The sequence below is a fragment of the Extensimonas vulgaris genome (assembly GCF_003337425.1).
Classification (GTDB): domain Bacteria; phylum Pseudomonadota; class Gammaproteobacteria; order Burkholderiales; family Burkholderiaceae_C; genus Extensimonas; species Extensimonas vulgaris.
In genome coordinates this window covers 30,198-48,418 of record NZ_QPJU01000005.1, presented here as the reverse complement: position 1 = coordinate 48,418, position 18,221 = coordinate 30,198, and the positions used below count along the sequence as shown (strand labels likewise).

The 18,221-nt window shown below is 64.7% G+C and carries 14 protein-coding genes and 1 pseudogene; 10 read left to right on the top strand and 5 right to left on the bottom strand.

Features of this window, described 5'->3' with window-relative positions; translation table 11 throughout:
* Positions 1 to 18: 18 nt before the first annotated feature.
* The 4 genes from DFR45_RS08510 to DFR45_RS08495 all read right to left on the bottom strand — a co-directional run bounded on the left by DFR45_RS08510 (position 19) and on the right by DFR45_RS08495 (position 5,767).
* Positions 19 to 2,028 (bottom strand): acetyl/propionyl/methylcrotonyl-CoA carboxylase subunit alpha, encoded by a 2,010-nt coding sequence (locus DFR45_RS08510; RefSeq protein WP_114483287.1) that lies wholly within the window; start codon positions 2,026 to 2,028, stop codon positions 19 to 21.
* 90 nt (positions 2,029 to 2,118) lie between these two features.
* Positions 2,119 to 3,726, bottom strand: a complete 1,608-nt coding sequence (locus DFR45_RS08505) for a carboxyl transferase domain-containing protein (RefSeq protein ID WP_114483286.1) — start codon at positions 3,724 to 3,726, stop codon at positions 2,119 to 2,121.
* An 88-nt stretch (positions 3,727 to 3,814) separates the two neighbouring features.
* Positions 3,815 to 4,603, bottom strand: a complete 789-nt coding sequence (locus DFR45_RS08500) for an enoyl-CoA hydratase/isomerase family protein (RefSeq protein ID WP_114483285.1) — start codon at positions 4,601 to 4,603, stop codon at positions 3,815 to 3,817.
* Entirely contained in the window at positions 4,604 to 5,767 is a 1,164-nt protein-coding gene (locus tag DFR45_RS08495; protein WP_114483284.1) for an acyl-CoA dehydrogenase family protein, read from the bottom strand. It abuts the gene before it with no gap.
* 324 nt (positions 5,768 to 6,091) lie between these two features.
* On the opposite strand from DFR45_RS08495, the gene DFR45_RS08490 reads away from it, so the two are divergent.
* From DFR45_RS08490 to DFR45_RS08450, 10 genes and pseudogenes are all read left to right on the top strand, one after another.
* On the top strand, positions 6,092 to 8,134 hold the full coding sequence (locus DFR45_RS08490; protein ID WP_114483283.1) for an oxidoreductase: 2,043 nt from the start codon (positions 6,092 to 6,094) through the stop codon (positions 8,132 to 8,134).
* A 17-nt stretch (positions 8,135 to 8,151) separates the two neighbouring features.
* The gene (locus tag DFR45_RS08485; RefSeq protein ID WP_114483282.1) at positions 8,152 to 9,318 is read left to right on the top strand and encodes an acyl-CoA dehydrogenase family protein; all 1,167 of its coding nucleotides are present in this window, start codon (positions 8,152 to 8,154) and stop codon (positions 9,316 to 9,318) included.
* A 108-nt stretch (positions 9,319 to 9,426) separates the two neighbouring features.
* Positions 9,427 to 10,593 carry an acyl-CoA dehydrogenase family protein gene (locus DFR45_RS08480; RefSeq protein WP_114483281.1) on the top strand — a complete coding sequence of 389 codons (1,167 nt, stop codon included), beginning with the start codon at positions 9,427 to 9,429 and terminating at the stop codon, positions 10,591 to 10,593.
* Positions 10,590 to 11,765, top strand: a complete 1,176-nt coding sequence (locus DFR45_RS08475) for an acyl-CoA dehydrogenase family protein (protein WP_114483280.1) — start codon at positions 10,590 to 10,592, stop codon at positions 11,763 to 11,765. The genes DFR45_RS08480 and DFR45_RS08475 overlap by 4 nt, the downstream gene beginning before the upstream one ends.
* 70 nt (positions 11,766 to 11,835) lie before the next feature.
* A pseudogene (locus DFR45_RS14815) lies at positions 11,836 to 11,946 on the top strand (thiolase C-terminal domain-containing protein); the annotation flags it as partial.
* 27 nt (positions 11,947 to 11,973) lie between these two features.
* On the top strand, positions 11,974 to 12,894 hold the full coding sequence (locus DFR45_RS08470; RefSeq protein WP_114483279.1) for an SDR family NAD(P)-dependent oxidoreductase: 921 nt from the start codon (positions 11,974 to 11,976) through the stop codon (positions 12,892 to 12,894).
* Between the two features lie 13 nt (positions 12,895 to 12,907).
* A complete protein-coding gene (locus DFR45_RS08465; RefSeq protein WP_114483278.1) occupies positions 12,908 to 13,765 on the top strand; it encodes a MaoC/PaaZ C-terminal domain-containing protein in 858 nt (285 codons plus the stop codon).
* A gap of 136 nt (positions 13,766 to 13,901) precedes the next feature.
* On the top strand, positions 13,902 to 14,705 hold the full coding sequence (locus DFR45_RS08460; protein WP_114483277.1) for an enoyl-CoA hydratase/isomerase family protein: 804 nt from the start codon (positions 13,902 to 13,904) through the stop codon (positions 14,703 to 14,705).
* A 282-nt stretch (positions 14,706 to 14,987) separates the two neighbouring features.
* Entirely contained in the window at positions 14,988 to 16,154 is a 1,167-nt protein-coding gene (locus DFR45_RS08455) for an acyl-CoA dehydrogenase family protein (protein ID WP_114483276.1), read from the top strand.
* A 139-nt stretch (positions 16,155 to 16,293) separates the two neighbouring features.
* Positions 16,294 to 17,511 (top strand): CaiB/BaiF CoA transferase family protein, encoded by a 1,218-nt coding sequence (locus DFR45_RS08450; protein WP_114483275.1) that lies wholly within the window; start codon positions 16,294 to 16,296, stop codon positions 17,509 to 17,511.
* 64 nt (positions 17,512 to 17,575) lie between these two features.
* Here DFR45_RS08450 and ppa read toward each other — a convergent pair whose 3' ends face one another.
* On the bottom strand, positions 17,576 to 18,118 hold the full coding sequence (gene ppa, locus DFR45_RS08445; protein ID WP_114483274.1) for an inorganic diphosphatase: 543 nt from the start codon (positions 18,116 to 18,118) through the stop codon (positions 17,576 to 17,578).
* Positions 18,119 to 18,221: the final 103 nt, after the last annotated feature.

The window sequence follows — 18,221 nt, the reverse complement described above, 5'->3', positions numbered from 1 at the left end:
TTGGGTGATTTTTCAGCTTCAGACCGGGCTGACCTCGGCCAGCACCTGGTGGCGCTCGACCATGTCGCCCACCTGGCAACGCAGGCTGCTCACGTTGCCGTTGAAAGGCGCCGTGACGTGCAGCTCCATCTTCATCGATTCGAGCACGACCACGGTCTGCCCGGTGACGACGGCGTCGCCGGTCTGCGCCTTCACCGCCACGACCTTGCCCATCATGGGCGCGAGCAACTGCCCGCTGGCCGCGGCGTCGCTCGCCGCGCCGCCGAGGTAGGACGTGGCCGAGAGCACCGCCGTGCCGAGCGCGCTCGCAAGCTCGATCTGTTCAGAAGCGCCGCAGATCGTGAGCTCCAGCGCGTGCTCCTTGCACAGCAAAAGATAGCGGCCTGCGCCGATTTGGCGCTGCGTGGCCTCGATTTCTTCATCACCAATGCGCAGCCGGTAGCTGCCCTGCGCAGTGACGCCCGAAAAGCGCACCGGCCACTCGCTCGCACCCTGCTTGAGCACGAGCGCAGGCTGCGGCGCCGGCGCAATGGCGCCCGTATTCAAGCGCCAGCCCGTAAGGCCGCCCAGCGTCCAGCAGCCGAGCTCGGGCGTTTGCGCGCGCCATTGCCCATGCCAGTAAAGCGCCGCGGCCGCGAGATGTTCGATCGGCACGGCGCTGCCCGGTGCGGCAGCGCTCGCAGCGGCCGCACCCGGCGCATAACGCTCGTCGATCAGCCGCGTGTGAAAGCTCGCATCGCGCGTCTGCGGCCATTCGAGCAGCTCCTGTAAAAATTGCAGGTTGGTCGGCAGGCCGATCACCGTGCTCGCACGCAGGCCGGCGAGCAAAGCGCGGCGCGCGGCGTCGCGGTCGGGGCCATGCGCGATGAGCTTGGCGATCATCGAGTCGTAGTACGGCGAGATCTCGTCCCCGCTTTCCACGCCCGACTCGATGCGCACCCCGGCACGCGAAAAATCGACGAGCTGCAAACGCCCCGTGGCCGGCAGAAAGCCCGCGGCCGGGTCTTCGGCGCACAGCCGCGCCTCGAACGCATGGCCCGTGCAGCGCACTTCGTCCTGCGTGAGCGGCAAGGCGCCGCTGTCGGCGATCTGCAACTGCAGCGCGACCAGATCGAGCCCCGTGACTTCTTCGGTCACCGGGTGCTCGACCTGCAGGCGCGGGTTGACTTCGAGGAAGAAATACTCGTCGCCCGCGACGACGAACTCCACCGTGCCCAGGCCGCGGTATTCCACGCTCGCGGCGAGCTTGACCGCGTCGGCCAGGATCGCCTGGCGCAGCGGCTCGGGCAGGCCGGCCGAGGGCGCCTCCTCGATCACTTTCTGGTGGCGGCGCTGCAGCGTGCATTCGCGCTCGAATAGATGAATGGCCTGGCCCTGGCCGTCGCCTGCAACCTGCACCTCGATGTGGCGCACGCGCGGCAGGTAGCGCTCGACGATCAGCTCGCCGTTGCCAAAAGCCTTTTCAGCCTCGCGCATCGCGCTCTCGATGCGGCCTTCGAGGCCGTCGAGCGTCTCGACCACGGCCATGCCGCGGCCCCCGCCGCCGGCCACGGCCTTGAGCAGCACAGGCAGCGGCATGCTGCGCACCAGGCGCAGCACCTCGGCCGGGTCTTTCATGCCGCCGGGGCTGCCGGGGACCACCGGCACGCCGGCGCGCTGCGCCTCGATCTTGGCGCTGGCCTTGCCGCCGATGCGCTCCATCGTTTCGGCGCGCGGGCCGATAAAGGTCAGCCCCGCGGCGTCGAGCGCGCGCACGAAGTCGGCGTTTTCAGACAAAAAGCCGTAGCCCGGGTGCACCGCATCAGCACCGACGCGGCGTGCAGCCGCCACGATGGCGTCTATGCGCAGATAGCTCTCGGCGGGCGCGGCGCCGCCGATTTCGACCGATTCACCGATCTCGCGCACGTGGCGCGCAAAACGCTCCGCGCTCGAATGCACGGTGGCCACTTCGAGGCCGAGCTTGCGGCAGGTGCGCGCGATGCGGCAGGCGATTTCGCCGCGGTTGGCAATGAGGACTTTTTTGATCATCTCGTGAAACTCTGTGGATCGAAGAGAACCGCCGCAGCGGCACACAAACCCGGTGCGTCGGCACTGCCCGTAAGCAAAACTCTCAGCCTCTCAGAAACGGAAGATGCCGAACGGCGTCGGCTTGGCCGCAGTGCGCGAGGCCAGGTCGAGCAGCAGGCCCATCGCGTCGCGTGTTTCGACCGGATCGAGAATGCCGTCCACCCACAGGTTGGAAGAAAAATTCTTCGCGGGCTGGAAGTCCTCATAGATCTTGCGCACGGGCGCCTTGAAAGCCTCTTCTTCCTCGGGCGTCCACTCCCTGCCCTCGCTCTTGTTGATCTGCCGGCGCACCAGCGCCATCACGGTGGCGGCCTGCTCGGGCCCCATGATCGCGGCGCGGCCCGTGGGCCAGGCGAACATGGCCGTGGGGTTGAACGGCCGCCCGCACATGGCCAGATAGCCCGCGCCATACGAGGCGCCGATGATGATGGTGTATTTGGGCACGTTGGCCGAGGCCATGGCCGTGATCATCTTCGCGCCGGCCTTGGCGATGCCGGCCTGCTCGGCCGCGCGCCCGACCATGAAGCCCGTGACGTCGGCCATGAACAACAGCGGAATGTCGCGCTGGCAACACAGGTCGATGAAATGCGCCGCCTTCATCGCGCTTTCGGGAAACAGCACGCCCTGGTTCGCGAGGATGCCGATTTCGTGCCCATGGATGCGCGCAAAGCCCGTGAGCAGGGTGTCGCCATACAGGGGCTTGAATTCCTGGAAGCGGCTGTCATCGACGAAGCGCGCGAGGATTTCGCGCGTGTCGGTGGGGAATTTGGGGTCGCGGCTGATGATGCCGTAGATTTCGCGCGGGTCGTAGCGCGGCGGCAGCGAGGGCTGGCGCGTCCAGCGCGGCTTGGGCACCTCGCCAAGGTCGCGCACGATCTCGCGCGTGATCGCGAGCGCGTGGCGGTCGTCCTCGGCGATGTGGTCGGTCACGCCGCTCACGCTGCAGTGCATCTTGGCGCCGCCGAGCGACTCGGCATCCACGGTCTCGCCCGTGGCGGCAAACGTGAGTTCGGGGCCGCCGAGGTACATGTAGCCCTGCTCCTTGACGATCACGACCTCGTCGCACAGCGCCGGGATGTAGGCGCCGCCGGCCGTGCAAGGCCCGAGCACCACGGCGATCTGCTGTATGCCCTCGGCCGACATGCGCACCTGGTTGTTGAAGATGCTGCCGAACTGCCCCGCGTCGGGAAAGATGTTGGCCATGTCGGGCAAAAAGGCGCCGCCGCTGTCCACCAGCGTGATGCACGGCAGCCGGTGCTGCCACGCGATCTGCTGCGCGCGCACGTGCTTTTTGCAGGTCATGCCGTAGTAGGTGCCGCCTTTGACGGTGGCGTCGTTGGCAATGATCATGCACGGGCGCCCCTGCACCAGGCCGATGCCGGTGATGATGCTCGCGCCGGGCGGCACGCCCTCGTACATGTCTTCGCCCGCGAGCATGCCGATTTCGAGAAACGGCGAACCCGGGTCGAGCAGCACTTCCACGCGCTCGCGCGGCAGGATTTTGTTGCGCGCCAGGTGCTTTTCGCGCGCCTTGGGCGGCCCACCCGCGAGCGCACGCCGGCGCCGCGCCTGCAAGTCGGCAAGCGCTGCCTCGTAGGCTTCCTGGTTGCGCCGGAATTCCTCGTCCGACGTGGAAATGCGTGAAGAAAGAATGGTCATGGTGCGGTGTCGAAAAGCACGGGAGCGAAGCGCGCATGGCCCCGGCGAAGGCCGGAGACACCACGCACGCTGCGCGGGACGTCCTGACTCAGGACTTGAAAACAGGGGCGCGGCGCCCTTCGAAGGCCGCCAAACCCTCGCTGACGTCCTCGCTGAGCAAGGCACCCGTGACGATGTCTTGTTCGAGCTTGAGGCCATCGGCGAGCGAGCCTTCGAGCCCCTCGCGCGCCAGGCGCTTCATGGTGGCAATGCCGGCGCGGCTGCGCGTGGTGATCTTGGTGCAGTATTCGAGCGCCGCTTCCGCGAGTTTTTCGGGCTCGACCACGTAGTTCACCAAGCCCCACTGCAGCGCCATATCGGCGTCTATCCAGCGTGCCGTGAAGAACAAGTCCAGCCCGCGGCGCAGGCCCACGATGCGTGGGAAGCGCTGGCTGCCGCCCCAGCCCGGCACCAGGCCGAACTGCGCATGCTGGTCGCCGAAGCGCGCGTCCTTGGCGGCAAAGACCACGTCACAGGCGAGCATCAACTCGGTACCACCCGCGAGCACCAGCCCCTGGCAGGCTGCCACGATGGGCAAGGGGCTCGCTTCGAGCCGGCGCAGCACGCTGTGACCGTAGCGGATGAAGTGCTCGATCTTGGCCTGGTCGCTGCGCAGCGACTTGACCTCGTCGAGATCGGCGCCGGTGCAAAAATGCTTGCCCTGGGCACGGATCAAGACTGCGCGCACGCCGGAGCCGGGCTTTTCGAAGTCGTCGATGGCCGCCTCGAGTGCGGCGTGCACGGCCAGCGACAGGCAATTGAACTTGTCGGGCCGTGCGAGCTCGATCACACCCACCGCGCCGCTGCGGCTGACGATCACCGGAGGGGATTCGCTCATTTACTTGTTCTCCTTCGCGTACTGCACCGCGGCTCGGCCCACGCGCTCGCGCGCCACGATGAGCTTCATGATCTGCGCCGTACCGTCGCCGATCTCCAGGCCCATCACGTCGCGCAGGCGCTGCTGGTGCGGCAAGTCCATGGACCAGCCGTAGTGGCCGAACGTCAGCAGACACTGGTGGATGGCGTCGAACGCGGTCTTGGGGCCCATCCACTTGACCATCGCGGCCTCCGCCGTGTGCGGCATGCCCGCGTCGCGCAGGGCCAGCGCGTGGTAGCAGAGCTGGCGGCACGCGGCGATCTGCGTCTCGAACTCCACGAGCGGGAAGCTCACACCCTGGTACTGCGCGAGCGGCGCACCCATGGCGTGGCGCTCCTTGGTGTATTCCCAGGCTTCGTCGATCGAGGCCTGCGCTGCGGCGACGCACTGCAGCGCGATCAGCACCCGACTGAAGTCGAAGCCCTGCATCACCTGCGTGAAGCCCTTGCCTTCTTCGCCGAGGCGGTTGGCCACAGGCACGCGCACGTCGTCGAAAAAGACCGAACCGCGGCCGATGATCTTGCTGCCCAGGTCGTTGAAGCGCGTGCGCTGCACACCTTTTTGGTTCAGATCGACGAGGAAGGCACTGATGCCGCGCGCGCCGTCCTCGGGCTTGCCGGTGCGCGCAAAGAGGACGATGGCATCGGCCTGATCGGAGAACGTAATGGAAGTTTTCTCGCCCGAGAGGATGTATTCATCGCCGTCGCGGCGCGCCTTGAGCTGCAGATTGGCCGCGTCCGAGCCACCGCGCGGCTCGGTCAGGCCCAGCGCCACGATGGCCTCGCCCGCAACGATGCGGCTGCACCAGGTGCGCGCGAGCTCGGGCGAGGCATTGGCGTGGATGATCGCGCCCATCAAGGAGCCGAGCAGCTGCAGGTAGCTCACGTTGAAGTCGGCGTAGGCGATTTCCTCGATGATCACGCCTGCGGTCACACCGCTTTCACCCAGCCCGCCATACTCCTGCGGCAGATCGACACCAATCAAGCCCAACGAGCCCATTTCGCGGAACAAAGCCCGGTCAATGCCTGGCTCAGACTCTCGCTTTTGATAGTAAGGGCGCAGTTTTTCACGGGCAAAGCGCCGCGCCACGTCACGCAGCGCAATCTGGTCGTCATTCAAGATCATCGTAGGGCCTCCTGGGGAAATGTTGCTGAAACCACCTGCGGCAACCCGTCGCCCGTCACGAAACAATCGCTGCACGAGCAACGCGCTGGAGCGCAAAGCTATCAGCCTGTCGGACTTTGGAGTCGTCGGCTGCGAATGCGCCGCAGCGGCCCATTTTTTACCGGCTTCTTGCCCCATAGCACCACTATGGGGCTGCGAATCCGGCAAAAACTGGCCTCGCTGGGGCGCATTCTCGCTATCGACGCCCAAAGTCCGACAGGCTGCTAGGCCCTATAATAGCACCGAACAGTTGTTAGTTAGACATTACTCCAGGGGACTTTCGCAATGCACGACGCCACCGCCACCACCTTTCCGACGCTGCTTTCGTCCTTGCGGGCTGGCGCCCATGTGCTGCGCAACCGCACCCTGATGGGTTCCATGCACACGCGCCTCGAATCGCTCGACCATCCCATCGAACGCCTGGCCGCGTTTTACGCCGAGCGCGCGCGTGGCGGCGCCGGGCTGATCGTCACGGGCGGCTATGCGCCCTGCAGCGACGGCCGGCTCGACGAAAACGGCCCGATGCTCGTGACGCCCGAGCAGGCTGACGAGCTCAAACCCGTCACCGACGCCGTGCACGCCGCGGGCGGCAAGATTCTTCTGCAAGTGCTGCACACGGGGCGCTACGCCAAAATCGCCCACCCCGTCGGCGCTTCTGCGATTCCTTCGCCGATCAACCCACGCGCACCGCGCGCCCTGACGACGCAAGAAGTCTGGCAGACCATAGACGACTACGCGCGCTGCGCTCAGCTCGCGCAGCGCGCCGGCTTCGACGGCGTGGAGATCATGGGCTCCGAAGGTTATCTCATCAACCAGTTCACCGTCACGCGCACCAATAACCGCACCGACGAATTCGGCGGCAGCATGGAAAACCGCCACCGCCTGCCCCTGGAGATCGTGCGCCGCACCCGCGCCCGCGTGGGGCCGGGCTTTTTGCTCATGTACCGCATCTCGGCGCTCGACTTGGTCGAAGGTGGCGCGCCCGCCGATGAAATCCTGCACCTCGCACGAGCCATCCAGGCCGCAGGCGCCGACCTGCTCAACACCGGCATAGGTTGGCACGAGGCACGCATTCCCACGATCGCCTACGTGGTGCCGCGCGCGGCCTGGCGTTTTGCCGCAGCGCGCATCAAAAAAGCCGTCGATATCCCGGTCATCGTCTCGAACCGCATCAACACGCCCGCGCTGGCCGAAAAAATCCTCGCGAGTGGCGACGCCGACATGGTGTCGATGGCGCGCCCCTTTCTTGCCGACGCTCACTTCGTGAACAAGGCCGCACAAGGCCGCGCCGACGAGATCGCGCCCTGCATCGCCTGCAACCAAGCCTGCCTCGACTACATCTTCGCCGAGCGCCCGGCCACCTGCCTCGTGAACCCGCGCGCCTGCCATGAGCTCGAATTTGCGCGCCTGCCGCCACCCCGGGCGCAGCGCAAAGTGGCCGTCGTCGGTGCCGGCGCCGCCGGCCTGGCCTGCGCGATCACGGCGGCCGAACGCGGCCATGCGGTAACGCTCTACGAGGCCGGCCCGGTGATCGGCGGCCAGCTGAATCTGGCCAAGGCCGTGCCCGGCAAGAGCGAGTTCGAGGAACTGCTGCGCTACTTCCGGCATAGCATCGAACGCCACGGCATCGAGCTGCGCCTGCAATCGCGCCCCGATGCCGCCACGCTGGCCGCGGGAAACTACGAGCGCATCGTCGTGGCCACCGGCGTGCGCCCGCGCACGCCGCAAATTCCCGGCATCCAACACCCCAAAGTCGCAGGCTATGGCGACATCCTTTCAGGCAAGGTGCAGGCGGGCCGGCGCGTGGCCATCATAGGCGCAGGCGGCATAGGCTTCGACGTCGCCGCTTTTTTGCTGCACGACCCGCACGAAGCGCAGCAAAGCGTGCAAGCCTTTTTCGCCGAATGGGGCGTGGACACCTCGCCCGATGCCCCCGGGGGCCTCACGCAACCGGCCCCCATCGAAGCGCCGCGCGAAGTCACGCTGCTGCAACGCAAACCCGAAAAACCTGGCCGCACACTGGGCCTCACCACAGGCTGGGCGCTCAAGGCCGAGCTCGCACGCCGCAATCTGCGCACGCTCTCGGGTTGCAGCTACGAACGCATCGACGACGAAGGTCTGCACCTGCGCGTCAATGGCACGCCGCAGACGCTTGCCGTGGACACCATCGTCTTGTGTGCTGGCCAAGAAAGCGAAAACACGCTCGCCGCCGCCTTGCGCGCGCAAGGCATCGCTGCCGACGTGATCGGCGGCGCCGAAGTGGCCGCCGAGCTCGATGCCCTGCGCGCCATCGACCAAGGCACACGCTTGGCTTATGCCATTGCTTGAAACATCAGGAAACGCCCATGGACTTTTCCATCCCCAAAGAACACGAAGCCATCCGTGAGGCCATTGGCAAGATTTGCGCCCGCTTCGACGACGCTTACTGGCTCGAGCGCGACCGCGTCGGCGGCTTTCCGCACGAGCTGCACCGCGCGCTCGCTGACGGTGGCTGGCTGGGCATCTGCCTGCCGCCCGAATACGGTGGCGGTGGCCTGGGCATCACCGAAGCCACGGTGATGATGCAGGCCATCTCTCAGTCGGGCGCGGGCCTGTCGGGCGCTTCGGCCGTGCACATGAACATCTTCGGCCTGCAGCCCGTGGCGGTCTTCGGCACCGAAGAACAAAAGCGCCGGATGCTGCCGCCACTGATCCAGGGCAAGGAAAAGGCCTGCTTCGCCGTCACCGAGCCCAACACCGGCCTCAACACCACGCGCCTCAAGACGCGCGCCGAGCGCGCCGGCGACCACTACATCTTGAGCGGCCAGAAAGTCTGGATCTCGACCGCGCAGGTGGCCGACAAAATGCTCATCCTCGCGCGCACCACGCCGATCGAAGAGTGCAAAAAACCCACCTTCGGCCTGAGCCTGTTCTACACCGATCTCGACCGCCGCTTCGTCGAGGTGCGCGAGATCGACAAAATGGGCCGCAAGGCCGTCGATTCGAACCAGGTCTTCATCGACGGCCTGCGTGTGCCCGTCGAAGACCGCATCGGCGAAGAAGGCCGCGGCTTCGAATACATCCTTCATGGCATGAACCCCGAGCGCGTGCTGATCGCGGGCGAAGCCGTGGGCCTGGGCCGCAAGGCGCTCGAAGTCGCCGTGCAATACGCAAAAGAACGCGAGGTGTTTGACCGCCCGATCGGCAAAAACCAGGGCATACAGCACCCGCTCGCGCAATCGTGGATGGAGCTCGAAGCCGCCGAGCTCATGGCCATGCGCGCCGCCTGGAAGTACGACCACAAACTCGAATGCGGCGCCGATGCGAACGCCGCCAAGTACCTCGCCGCAGAGGCCGGCTTCAACGCCTGCCAGCGCGCCATGGCCACGCTGGGCGGCTTTGGCTACGCCAAGGAATACCACGTCGAGCGCTACCTGCGCGAAATCATGATCCCGCGCATCGCGCCCATCAGTCCACAGCTCATCATGTGCTTCATCGCCGAGAAGGTGCTGGGGCTGCCCAAATCGTACTGAACCACCCATGGCTTTTGCCTGCCGCCGGCTTTGTGCCAGCTGCTCCAAGCGGCTTGCGGCTCCTTGCCAGATCTCAAACTCTTCTTTCATGCCAGAACCGATCCGACCATGAGCACCACCACCGACAGCGAACGCGCTGAACAACTCTCTCTCTTGCGTGAAAGCGCCCTCAGTTTCGCCAGCAAGGAATCTCCCCTCACGCGCGCCCGCGCGCTGCGCCAGCAGTTGCCCGGCTTCGACCGTGGTTTCTGGGCCGCGCTTGCCGAACAGGGCTGGACGGGTTTGCTGGTGCCCGAGGCACAGGGCGGCTATGCACAGGGCCTGACTGAAATGGCCGAAGTGGCCGGCGCGCTCGCGGCGCAGGTAGCGCCCGAGCCCGTCGTGCCCGTACTCGTGTTCGCGGGCCGCCTGCTCGCACACGCAGGCCAAGGCGCACTCGCGAACCAGTTGCTGGCCGACCTGGCCGCTGGCACGCTGCTGCCGGCCGTGGCCTGGCAGGAAGACCTCACCGGCGCCAAAGACCACCTTGAACATGCGAGCACCCGGCTCGAGCGCACGGCGCATGGCCTGCAATTGCAGGGCCACAAGCGCCATGTGCGTCCCGGCGCGGGCGCCGACGGCTTCATCGTCAGCGCCCAAGGTGCTGAGGGCCTGGCGCTGGTCTGGGTGCCTGCCGATGCCGCGGGGCTGAGCCTGCACAGCCGCCCGCTGGCCGACGGCAGCTATGCCGCCGAAGTCGAGCTCGCCGACGTGCGCGTGCCGGCGCAAAACCTTTTGGCCGAAGGCCCTGCGGCCGTTGCCGCGCTGACGCGCGCCTACGACGAAACCCTGGTGCTCACGAGCGCCGAACTGCTGGCCTTGATCCGCCGCATGTTCGCCATGACGCTCGAATACCTGCGCTCACGCGTGCAATTCGGCAAGCCCATCGGCAGCTTTCAGGCGCTGCAGCACCGCGCTGCCGACCTGCTGATCCAGCAAGAGCTGACCGCGAGCGTGCTCGCGCAGGCCCTGGCCCTGCTCGACCACCCCGACACGTCCGCCACGGCGCGCTCGGCCATGGCAAGCCGCGTCAAGGCGCGCGCCTCCGACGCCGGCCTGCAGGTGGCGCGTGAGGCCGTGCAACTGCATGGCGCGATCGGCGTCACCGACGAATACGACCTGGGCCTGTACCTGCAGCGCGCCCTGGTGCTCTCGGCCTGGCTGGGCAACGGCACGCAGCAGCGCCGCCGCTACGCCGCCCTCACCCGCAACCTCACCGAGCAGGAACACGCATGAACACCGCAGCAACAGCCCCCTCCAGCACCGACTGGAACGCCATGGACAACGAGAGCTTCCGCGCCATGGTGCGCGCATTTTTCGAAGCCGAATATCCGAGCGAACTACGCTACCCCAAACGCCGCCTGCGCTGGGCCGAGATCAAGGACTGGTACCTCAAACTCTCCCAAAAGGGGTGGCTTGCGCCCAGCTGGCCCACGCAGTATGGCGGCATGGGCCTGTCGCCCGAAAAGCTCATCATCTTCATCGAAGAGCAGGAGCGCTGGGGCGTGGGCCGCGCGCCCGACATGGGCATCACCATGGTCGGCCCGCTGCTGATCCAGTACGGCACCGAGGAGCAGCGCGCCTATTACCTGCCCAAAATCCTTGCGGGCGAACACATCTGGTGCCAGGGCTATTCCGAGCCCAACTCGGGCTCGGACCTCGCGAGCCTGCGCACCGAGGCCGTGCTCGATGGCGACGACTTCATCGTCAACGGACAAAAAATCTGGACCACGCTCGCGCAGGACGCGACGCACATCTTCCTGCTCGTGCGCACCGACAAGTCCGCCAAGAAGCAAGAAGGCATCAGCTTTTTGCTGGCCGACATGCAAACGCCGGGCATCCGCGTACGCCCGATCCGCAACATCGCGGGTGGTGAGGATTTTTGCGAGGTGTTCCTCGAAAACGTGCGCGTGCCGCGCACCAACATCGTAGGCGAGCTCAACAAGGGCTGGACGATCGCCAAGGCATTGCTGGGTTTCGAGCGCATCTTCCTTGGCAGCCCCAAGCAAAGCCAATACGCCCTGGCGCGCGTGCAAGAGGCCGCCGAACGCCTCGGCTTGTTCGACGATGCGGGTTTCGTCGATCGTTACACCAAGCTCGCGCTCGACGTGGCCGACCTCGGCGCGCTCTACGGCCGCTTCATCGAACAGGTCAAGCGCGGCGAAACGCTTGGGCCGGATGTCTCCATGCTCAAAATTTTCGCCACTGAAACCTATTCGCGCCTCGCTGACCTGCTCGTGGACATCATGGGCGCCAACGGCGGCACACCCGGATCGATCGAACTGCCCGGCGGCCCGGTCGATGCGCTGACCTCGTTCTACAACGCCCGCCCAGCCACGATCTACGGCGGCAGCAACGAGATCCAGCGCAACATTCTTGCATCCAACGTGCTGAAGCTGCCCACATGAACATCGGCCAGCCCAGCCCTTTCGCCGGCCCCGGCAACAATGACTCGGGCGCCATCACGCCGGCAAGCCCAAGGCCGGCGTGCGCCAGGCGCCTGATGTGCAAGTCGCGCTATGCCATGGCAATGGCGGCGTTCTTTCCAGCCAGGTGACGGCGCTGCTGGGCACGGCAGCCACCGTCTGATTTTTCTCAACAACCAGGAGTCCCCTCATGCACAAAGGCATCATGCTCAAAGACAAGGTCGCAGTCGTCACCGGCTCGGGCCGCGGGATCGGGCGCGACATCGCGCTCGAAATGGCGGCGCAAGGCGCCAAGGTGGTGGTCAACGACATCGGCGCCTCCGTCACGGGCGAAGGCAACGACCCCAGCCCCGGCCAGCAAGTGGTCGATGAGATCAAGGCCATGGGCGGCCAGGCGGCGCTCTCCACCGACAGCGTGTCCGACTGGAATGCAGCCAACCGCATCATCCAGTGCGCACTCGACAACTTCGGCCGCATCGACATCGTCGTGAACAATGCCGGCATCCTGCGCGACCGCATGTTTTTTGCCATGTCGCCCGAGGAATGGAAGGCCGTCATCGACGTGCACCTGAACGGCAGCTTTTACGTCTCGCGCGCGGCGGCACCGCACTTCAAGTCGCAGCAGTCGGGCGCCTACGTGCACATGACTTCCACTTCGGGGCTGATCGGCAACCTCGGGCAGGCGAACTACGCAGCGGCCAAACTCGGCATCGTCGGCCTCTCGCGCACCATTGCCGGCGACATGAAGCGCTATAACGTGCGCTCCAACTGCATTTCGCCCTTCGCCTGGAGCCGCATGATCGGCTCCATCCCGACCGACACGCCCGAGCAGCAAGCGCGGGTGGCCAAGCTGCAAAAGCTCAGCACGGCGCAGATCGCTCCCATGGCCGCCTTCCTCGCGAGCGATGCTGCCGCCGAAGTCACAGCGCAGATTTTTGCGGTGCGCGGCAATGAAATCTTCCTCATGAGCCAGCCGCGCCCGATCCGCGGCATGCACACCGCGGAAGGCTGGACACCCGAGACCATCGCCGAGCGCGTGCTGCCCGCGATGAAACCCAACTTCTATCCTCTCGAGACTTCGAACATCGTCTTCTCGTGGGATCCGGTCTGACACGGAGGCCTGTATGGCAATCGACTACGACAAACTCATGGCATGGCGTTTCGAGGACGTGCGGCACCGCTACACGCAGCGCGACACCATGCTGTATGCGCTCGGCGTCGGTCTGGGCACCGACCCGTGCGACGAGACCGAACTGCGCTTCGTCTATGAGAAAAACCTCCTCGCCCTGCCCACGCTGCCAGTGGTGCTCGGCTACCCTGGCATGTGGCTCAAAGACCCGGCGACGGGTGTCGATTGGGTCCGCCTGGTGCATGGTGAGCAAGGGCTGAAGCTGCACCGCCCGATTCCACCCGAGGGGGATGTAATAGGCCGCACGCGCGTGACCGGCATCATCGACAAAGGCCCGGGCAAGGGCGCGCTGATCTACACCGAGCGCAGCGTCGTCGATGCCGCGAGCGGCGACTTGCTCGCCACTTTGAGCTCCACCACCTTCTGCCGCGCCGACGGCGGTTTTGGCGGCCCCTCGGGGCCGGTCAAGAGCGTGCACGAACTGCCAAACCGCCCCATAGACCACAGCACCGACTTCGCCACGCAGCCGCGCGCTGCGCTGATCTACCGCCTCTCGGGTGACTACAACCCGCTGCACGCCGAGCCCGCCGTGGCGCGTGCTGCAGGGTTCGAACGTCCCATCCTGCACGGCCTGGCCACCTATGCGATCGCGGGCTGGGCCATCGTCAAAACCGTGTGCGGTGGCGATCCGCACGCCCTGGGCTCGATCGACGTGCGCTTCTCCTCGCCCGTCTATCCGGGCGAGACGATCCGCACCGAAATGTGGGTCGACGGCAAGGTGGTTTCTTTCCGCGCGCTCGCCGTGGAGCGCAACGTCATGGTGCTCAACAACGGCCGCGCCGAGCTGCGCTGAGAGCCCCTTCGCTTCTTTCTTTGGGATTTACGCAAACAAGGATGCTGCAAAGTGTTTTGCCATGGGGCGCACACCTTGCCCGAGCCCGATTTGCGTAAATCATGTTCTTTTTCCACTTCCTTCCAAGGAGACTTCGATGAACTACTCTGACTTCCAATTCCTCAAATTCGAGCACAAGCCCAATGGGGTGCTGCTCATCACCATCAACCGCCCCGAGGTCATGAATGCCACCAATGGCCGCCTGCACTGGGAGCTGACCAAAGTCTGGGGCGTCGTGAACGACGATCCCAAGACGCGGGTCGCAGTCATCACGGGCGCCGGTGACAAGGCTTTCTCGGCCGGTGGCGACCTGAGCTGGATCACCGACATGGTCGGCAACCCCAAGACCATCAGCAACGTCATGAACGAGGCCTCGGACATCGTCTACAACGTGATGGCCTGCGACAAACCCGTGATCTCCGCGATCAATGGCGTGGCCGTGGGGGCAGGTCTGGCCGTGGCGATGATGGCCGACATCAGCATCATGGCCGAAGAAGCCAAGATCACCGATGGCCACGTCAAGCTCGGCGTCGCTGCAGGCGACCATGCCGCGATCTGCTGGCCGCTGCTGTGCGGCATGGCCAAGGCCAAGTATTACCTCATGACGGCCGAGTTCGTCTCGGGCAAAGAGGCCGAGCGCATCGGCCTCGTGAGCCTGTGCGTGCCGCGCGCGCAACTCATGGACAAAGCCATGGAAGTCGCCAACAAGCTGGCCACGGGCAGCCAGCAGGCGATCCGTTTCACCAAGCGTTCCTTGAACGGCTGGATGAACGTCGCACGTCCGATCTTCGAGAGCTCGCTCGCGATGGAAATGCTGTGCTTCCTCGGTGAAGACGCCAAGGAAGGTGTGGCCTCGGTGCGCGAAAAACGCGCGCCCAAGTTCCCTTCGGCACAGGATTGAACCCAGATTGTTCATTAGGACGCGGGATGGTGGCGAGGCGGCTGGCGCGGCAGTTTGGTCGCGGGTGAGAAGTCCATGGCCAGTGCCATGGACGCCGAAGCCGCGGCCAAAATGACCGGCAGACGTCCGCCAACGCCCGCGTAGGTGCGCAGCACCGCCTAATGGACAATCTGGGTTGAACCCAGCACTGCCGCACAAAAGCAAAAGGCTTCACTCGGCGCATCGCTGGGCGAAGCCTTTTTCCCAATCCACCCCAACCAAGCGCATCAAGGAACGACTGCCATGGACTTTCAACTCACCCAAGAGCAGCGGATGATCTACGAGTACGGCGACCGTATCTCGCAGCAGTTCGACCACAGCTACTGGCGCACCTACGCCGAAAAGAACGAGCCCCCAGCCGAGCTCTACAAGCAAATCGCCAATGACGGCTTCTTGGGAATCATGGTGCCTGAAGCCTACGGCGGCGCCGGCCAGGGCATGACGGAGATGCTGCTGTTCATGGAAGGCCTCTCCAACAATGGCATCCCGCTGCTGAACCTCGTGGTTGGCCCGACCATGACCATGGGCCTGATCGCCAAGCATGCGAGCGAAGACATGAAGCGCCGCCTGCTGCCCGGCGGCTGCGCCGATGAAATCAGATTCTGCTTCGCCATCACCGAGCCCAACGCCGGCTCGAACTCGATGGAAATCACCACCATCGCCAAGCCCGACGGCAAAGGAGGATTTCGTCTCACCGGACAAAAGGTATTCATTACCGACGCCAACCGCGCCGACTATGCGATGGTCGTGACGCGCACCACGCCGCGCGCCGAAGTCAAGAAAAAGACCGACGGCTTCACGATTTTCATGGTCGACATGAAAAAGAAGGGGATCAGCAAGACCCTGATCCCCGTCGGTTTCCCCGTCCCTGAAACCCAATGGCAACTGTTCTTCGACGACGTGGAACTGACCGAAGACGACGTGCTCGGCGAAGTCGGCAAGGGTTTCGCCATTTTGTTCGACACGCTAAACCCCGAACGCATCATCCTGGCCGGGCTGTGCACCGGCGTCGGCCGTTTTGCACTCAAAAAGGCCGTAGCCTATGCCAACGACCGCAAGGTGTTCAACAACACCCCGATCGGTGCGCACCAGGGCGTGCAGCATCCATTGGCGATTGCCTACAGCGAGATCGAAATGGCTTCGCTGATGGCCCGCAAGGCCGCCTGGGCTTTCGACCAGAACCTGCCCTGCGGTGAATATGCGAACATCGCCAAGTATGCCGCCGCTGAGGCCGGCATCCACGCGGTCGATGCCGCGATTCAAACGCACGGAGGCAACGGCTTCACCAAGGAGTACGGCATTTACGATCTCTATGGCCTGGTGCGCCTGCTGCGTACGGCGCCGCTGAACCGTGAAATGGTGCTCAACTACATCGGCGAGCACGTTCTGGGTTTGCCACGCTCGTACTGACTCTGCACGGCTCTCTTTCCCGGACTTGTGCCGGGAAAGACCCATCCGAGTGTTTCGCCAAGGTGGCTCGCCCGACAGCGTCCACCTTTTGCTTTTGTAAAGTCGGTGCGCATCCATCGCAATTCTTTTTCACACATTCATGCGTTCTTCCACTCCTCTGCCCGGCTTCGGCGCCCTTGCGGGACTGAAAGTGCTGGACTTGTCGCGCGTTCTCGGTGGCCCCTACTGTGGCCAGATCCTGGCCGACCACGGTGCCGAAGTCATCAAGGTCGAGCCGCCTGCCGGCGACGAAACCCGCTCGTGGGGCCCGCCGTTTGCCGCGGACGGCACGGCGGCTTACTTCAACGGCCTCAACCGCAACAAACGCGACATCGTGATCGACCTGTCCAAGCCTGCAGGGCGTGACATCGTTCTGCGCATGCTCGAAGACTGCGACGTGCTGATCGAAAACTTCAAGATCGGCACGCTCGAGCGCTGGGGCATGGGTTATGAACAAACCCTGCGCGAGCGCTTCCCACGCCTCATCCATTGCCGCGTGAGTGGGTTCGGCGCCGACGGCCCGCTCGGCGGCGCACCGGGCTACGACGCCGTGGCGCAGGCACTGGGCGGACTCATGAGCGTCAACGGCACGCCAGAAACCGGGCCGCTGCGCGTCGGCGTGCCCGTGGTGGACATGGCCACGGGCCTTTCTGCCGTGATCGGCGTGCTGCTCGCGGTGATCGAACGCCAACGCTCAGGGCGCGGACAATTCGTCGAAGCGACGCTCTACGACAGCGCCATCGCGCTGCTGCACCCGCAAAGTGCCAACTGGCTCGAGTCGGGCAAGACGCCGCAACTCAGCGGCAATGCCCACTCCAACATCGTGCCCTATGACAAGTTCCCGACCAAGACCTGCGAGGTGTTCCTCGGCATAGGCAACAACGGGCAATGGAAAAAACTCTGCGAATTTCTGGGTCACCCGGAATTGGCCGAAGACCCGCGCTTTGTCACCAACGCCGAGCGCTTTCGCCACCGCGCCGAACTGCGCACCCTGCTCGAAGGCCATCTGCAGCAGGTCGATGGCGAGGAACTGTGCCGCAATCTGCTCGCTGCGGGCATTCCTGCCGGCGCAGTGCGCCTGATTCCTCAAGTGCTCACCGACGCGCACACTTTGCATCGCAAAATGGTCGTCGAAGTGGAGGGCAAGCGCGCGATCGGCATCCCGATCAAGCTCTCGCGCACACCAGGCGCCGCGCGCAGCGCCTCACCACGCTTCGGCCAGCACACGCGCGAAGTGCTCGAAGCCTTTGGCTTCGATAGCGAAACCATCGAAGCCCTGCTCGCCCAGGGTGTGGTCTTGGAGTCGCGTCCAGATTAGACCGCTGCGCCAGGGTTTGGCCCCCGACCCACGAAGGTCGGCCAGAAAAAGCGACGCGCCCGCTTCACTGGGTTTTCTGGGTCTGCCTGAAATTGGTGATGCCGTCGAGGATTTCCTGCTTGGCCTCGGCTACGCCCTTCCAGCCGATGATCTTGACCCATTTGCCTTCTTCGAGGTCTTTGTAATGCTCGAAAAAGTGGCCTATGGACTTGAGGATCATCGGGTGCACGTTGTTCACCGACTGCCAGTGCGTGTAAACGGGCAGCACCTTGTTGGTGGGCACGGCGAGCACTTTGCCGTCTATGCCCGCCTCATCTTCCATCAGCAAAATGCCCAGCGGTCGGCAGGGCACGACCACGCCGGGAATCAAGGGATGCGGCGTGATCACCAGCACGTCGACCGGGTCACCGTCACCCGACAGGGTCTGCGGCACATAGCCGTAGTTGGTCGGGTAGTGCATGGACGTGGTCATGAAACGGTCCACGAAGATGGCGCCCGACTCTTTGTCCACCTCGTACTTGATCGGGTCGGCGTTCATCGGGATTTCGATCACCACATTGAAGGCTTCGGGGGCGTTTTTGCCTGGAGAGACGTTGTTCAGAGACATTGATAAATAACGAAGAGTGAGAAATTTTTGGCCCTTAAGACGATGTTTGCCCTAGGACTAACCCTGATTTTAGGGGCGCAGACGCGCTTTTCCTTGTCAGGGA

Bases quoted from the DNA above. Each gene is read 5' to 3' on its own strand.
- DFR45_RS08510 (WP_114483287.1), bottom strand. From the start codon at position 2,028: ATGATCAAAAAAGTCCTCATTGCCAACCGCGGCGAAATCGCCTGCCGC.
- DFR45_RS08480 (WP_114483281.1), top strand. From the start codon at position 9,427: ATGAGCACCACCACCGACAGCGAACGCGCTGAACAACTCTCTCTCTTG.
- DFR45_RS08505 (WP_114483286.1), bottom strand. From the start codon at position 3,726: ATGACCATTCTTTCTTCACGCATTTCCACGTCGGACGAGGAATTCCGG.
- DFR45_RS08460 (WP_114483277.1), top strand. From the start codon at position 13,902: ATGAACTACTCTGACTTCCAATTCCTCAAATTCGAGCACAAGCCCAAT.
- DFR45_RS08455 (WP_114483276.1), top strand. From the start codon at position 14,988: ATGGACTTTCAACTCACCCAAGAGCAGCGGATGATCTACGAGTACGGC.
- DFR45_RS08470 (WP_114483279.1), top strand. From the start codon at position 11,974: ATGCACAAAGGCATCATGCTCAAAGACAAGGTCGCAGTCGTCACCGGC.
- DFR45_RS08495 (WP_114483284.1), bottom strand. From the start codon at position 5,767: ATGATCTTGAATGACGACCAGATTGCGCTGCGTGACGTGGCGCGGCGC.
- DFR45_RS08465 (WP_114483278.1), top strand. From the start codon at position 12,908: ATGGCAATCGACTACGACAAACTCATGGCATGGCGTTTCGAGGACGTG.
- DFR45_RS08500 (WP_114483285.1), bottom strand. From the start codon at position 4,603: ATGAGCGAATCCCCTCCGGTGATCGTCAGCCGCAGCGGCGCGGTGGGT.
- DFR45_RS08450 (WP_114483275.1), top strand. From the start codon at position 16,294: ATGCGTTCTTCCACTCCTCTGCCCGGCTTCGGCGCCCTTGCGGGACTG.
- DFR45_RS08485 (WP_114483282.1), top strand. From the start codon at position 8,152: ATGGACTTTTCCATCCCCAAAGAACACGAAGCCATCCGTGAGGCCATT.
- DFR45_RS08490 (WP_114483283.1), top strand. From the start codon at position 6,092: ATGCACGACGCCACCGCCACCACCTTTCCGACGCTGCTTTCGTCCTTG.
- DFR45_RS08475 (WP_114483280.1), top strand. From the start codon at position 10,590: ATGAACACCGCAGCAACAGCCCCCTCCAGCACCGACTGGAACGCCATG.
- ppa (WP_114483274.1), bottom strand. From the start codon at position 18,118: ATGTCTCTGAACAACGTCTCTCCAGGCAAAAACGCCCCCGAAGCCTTC.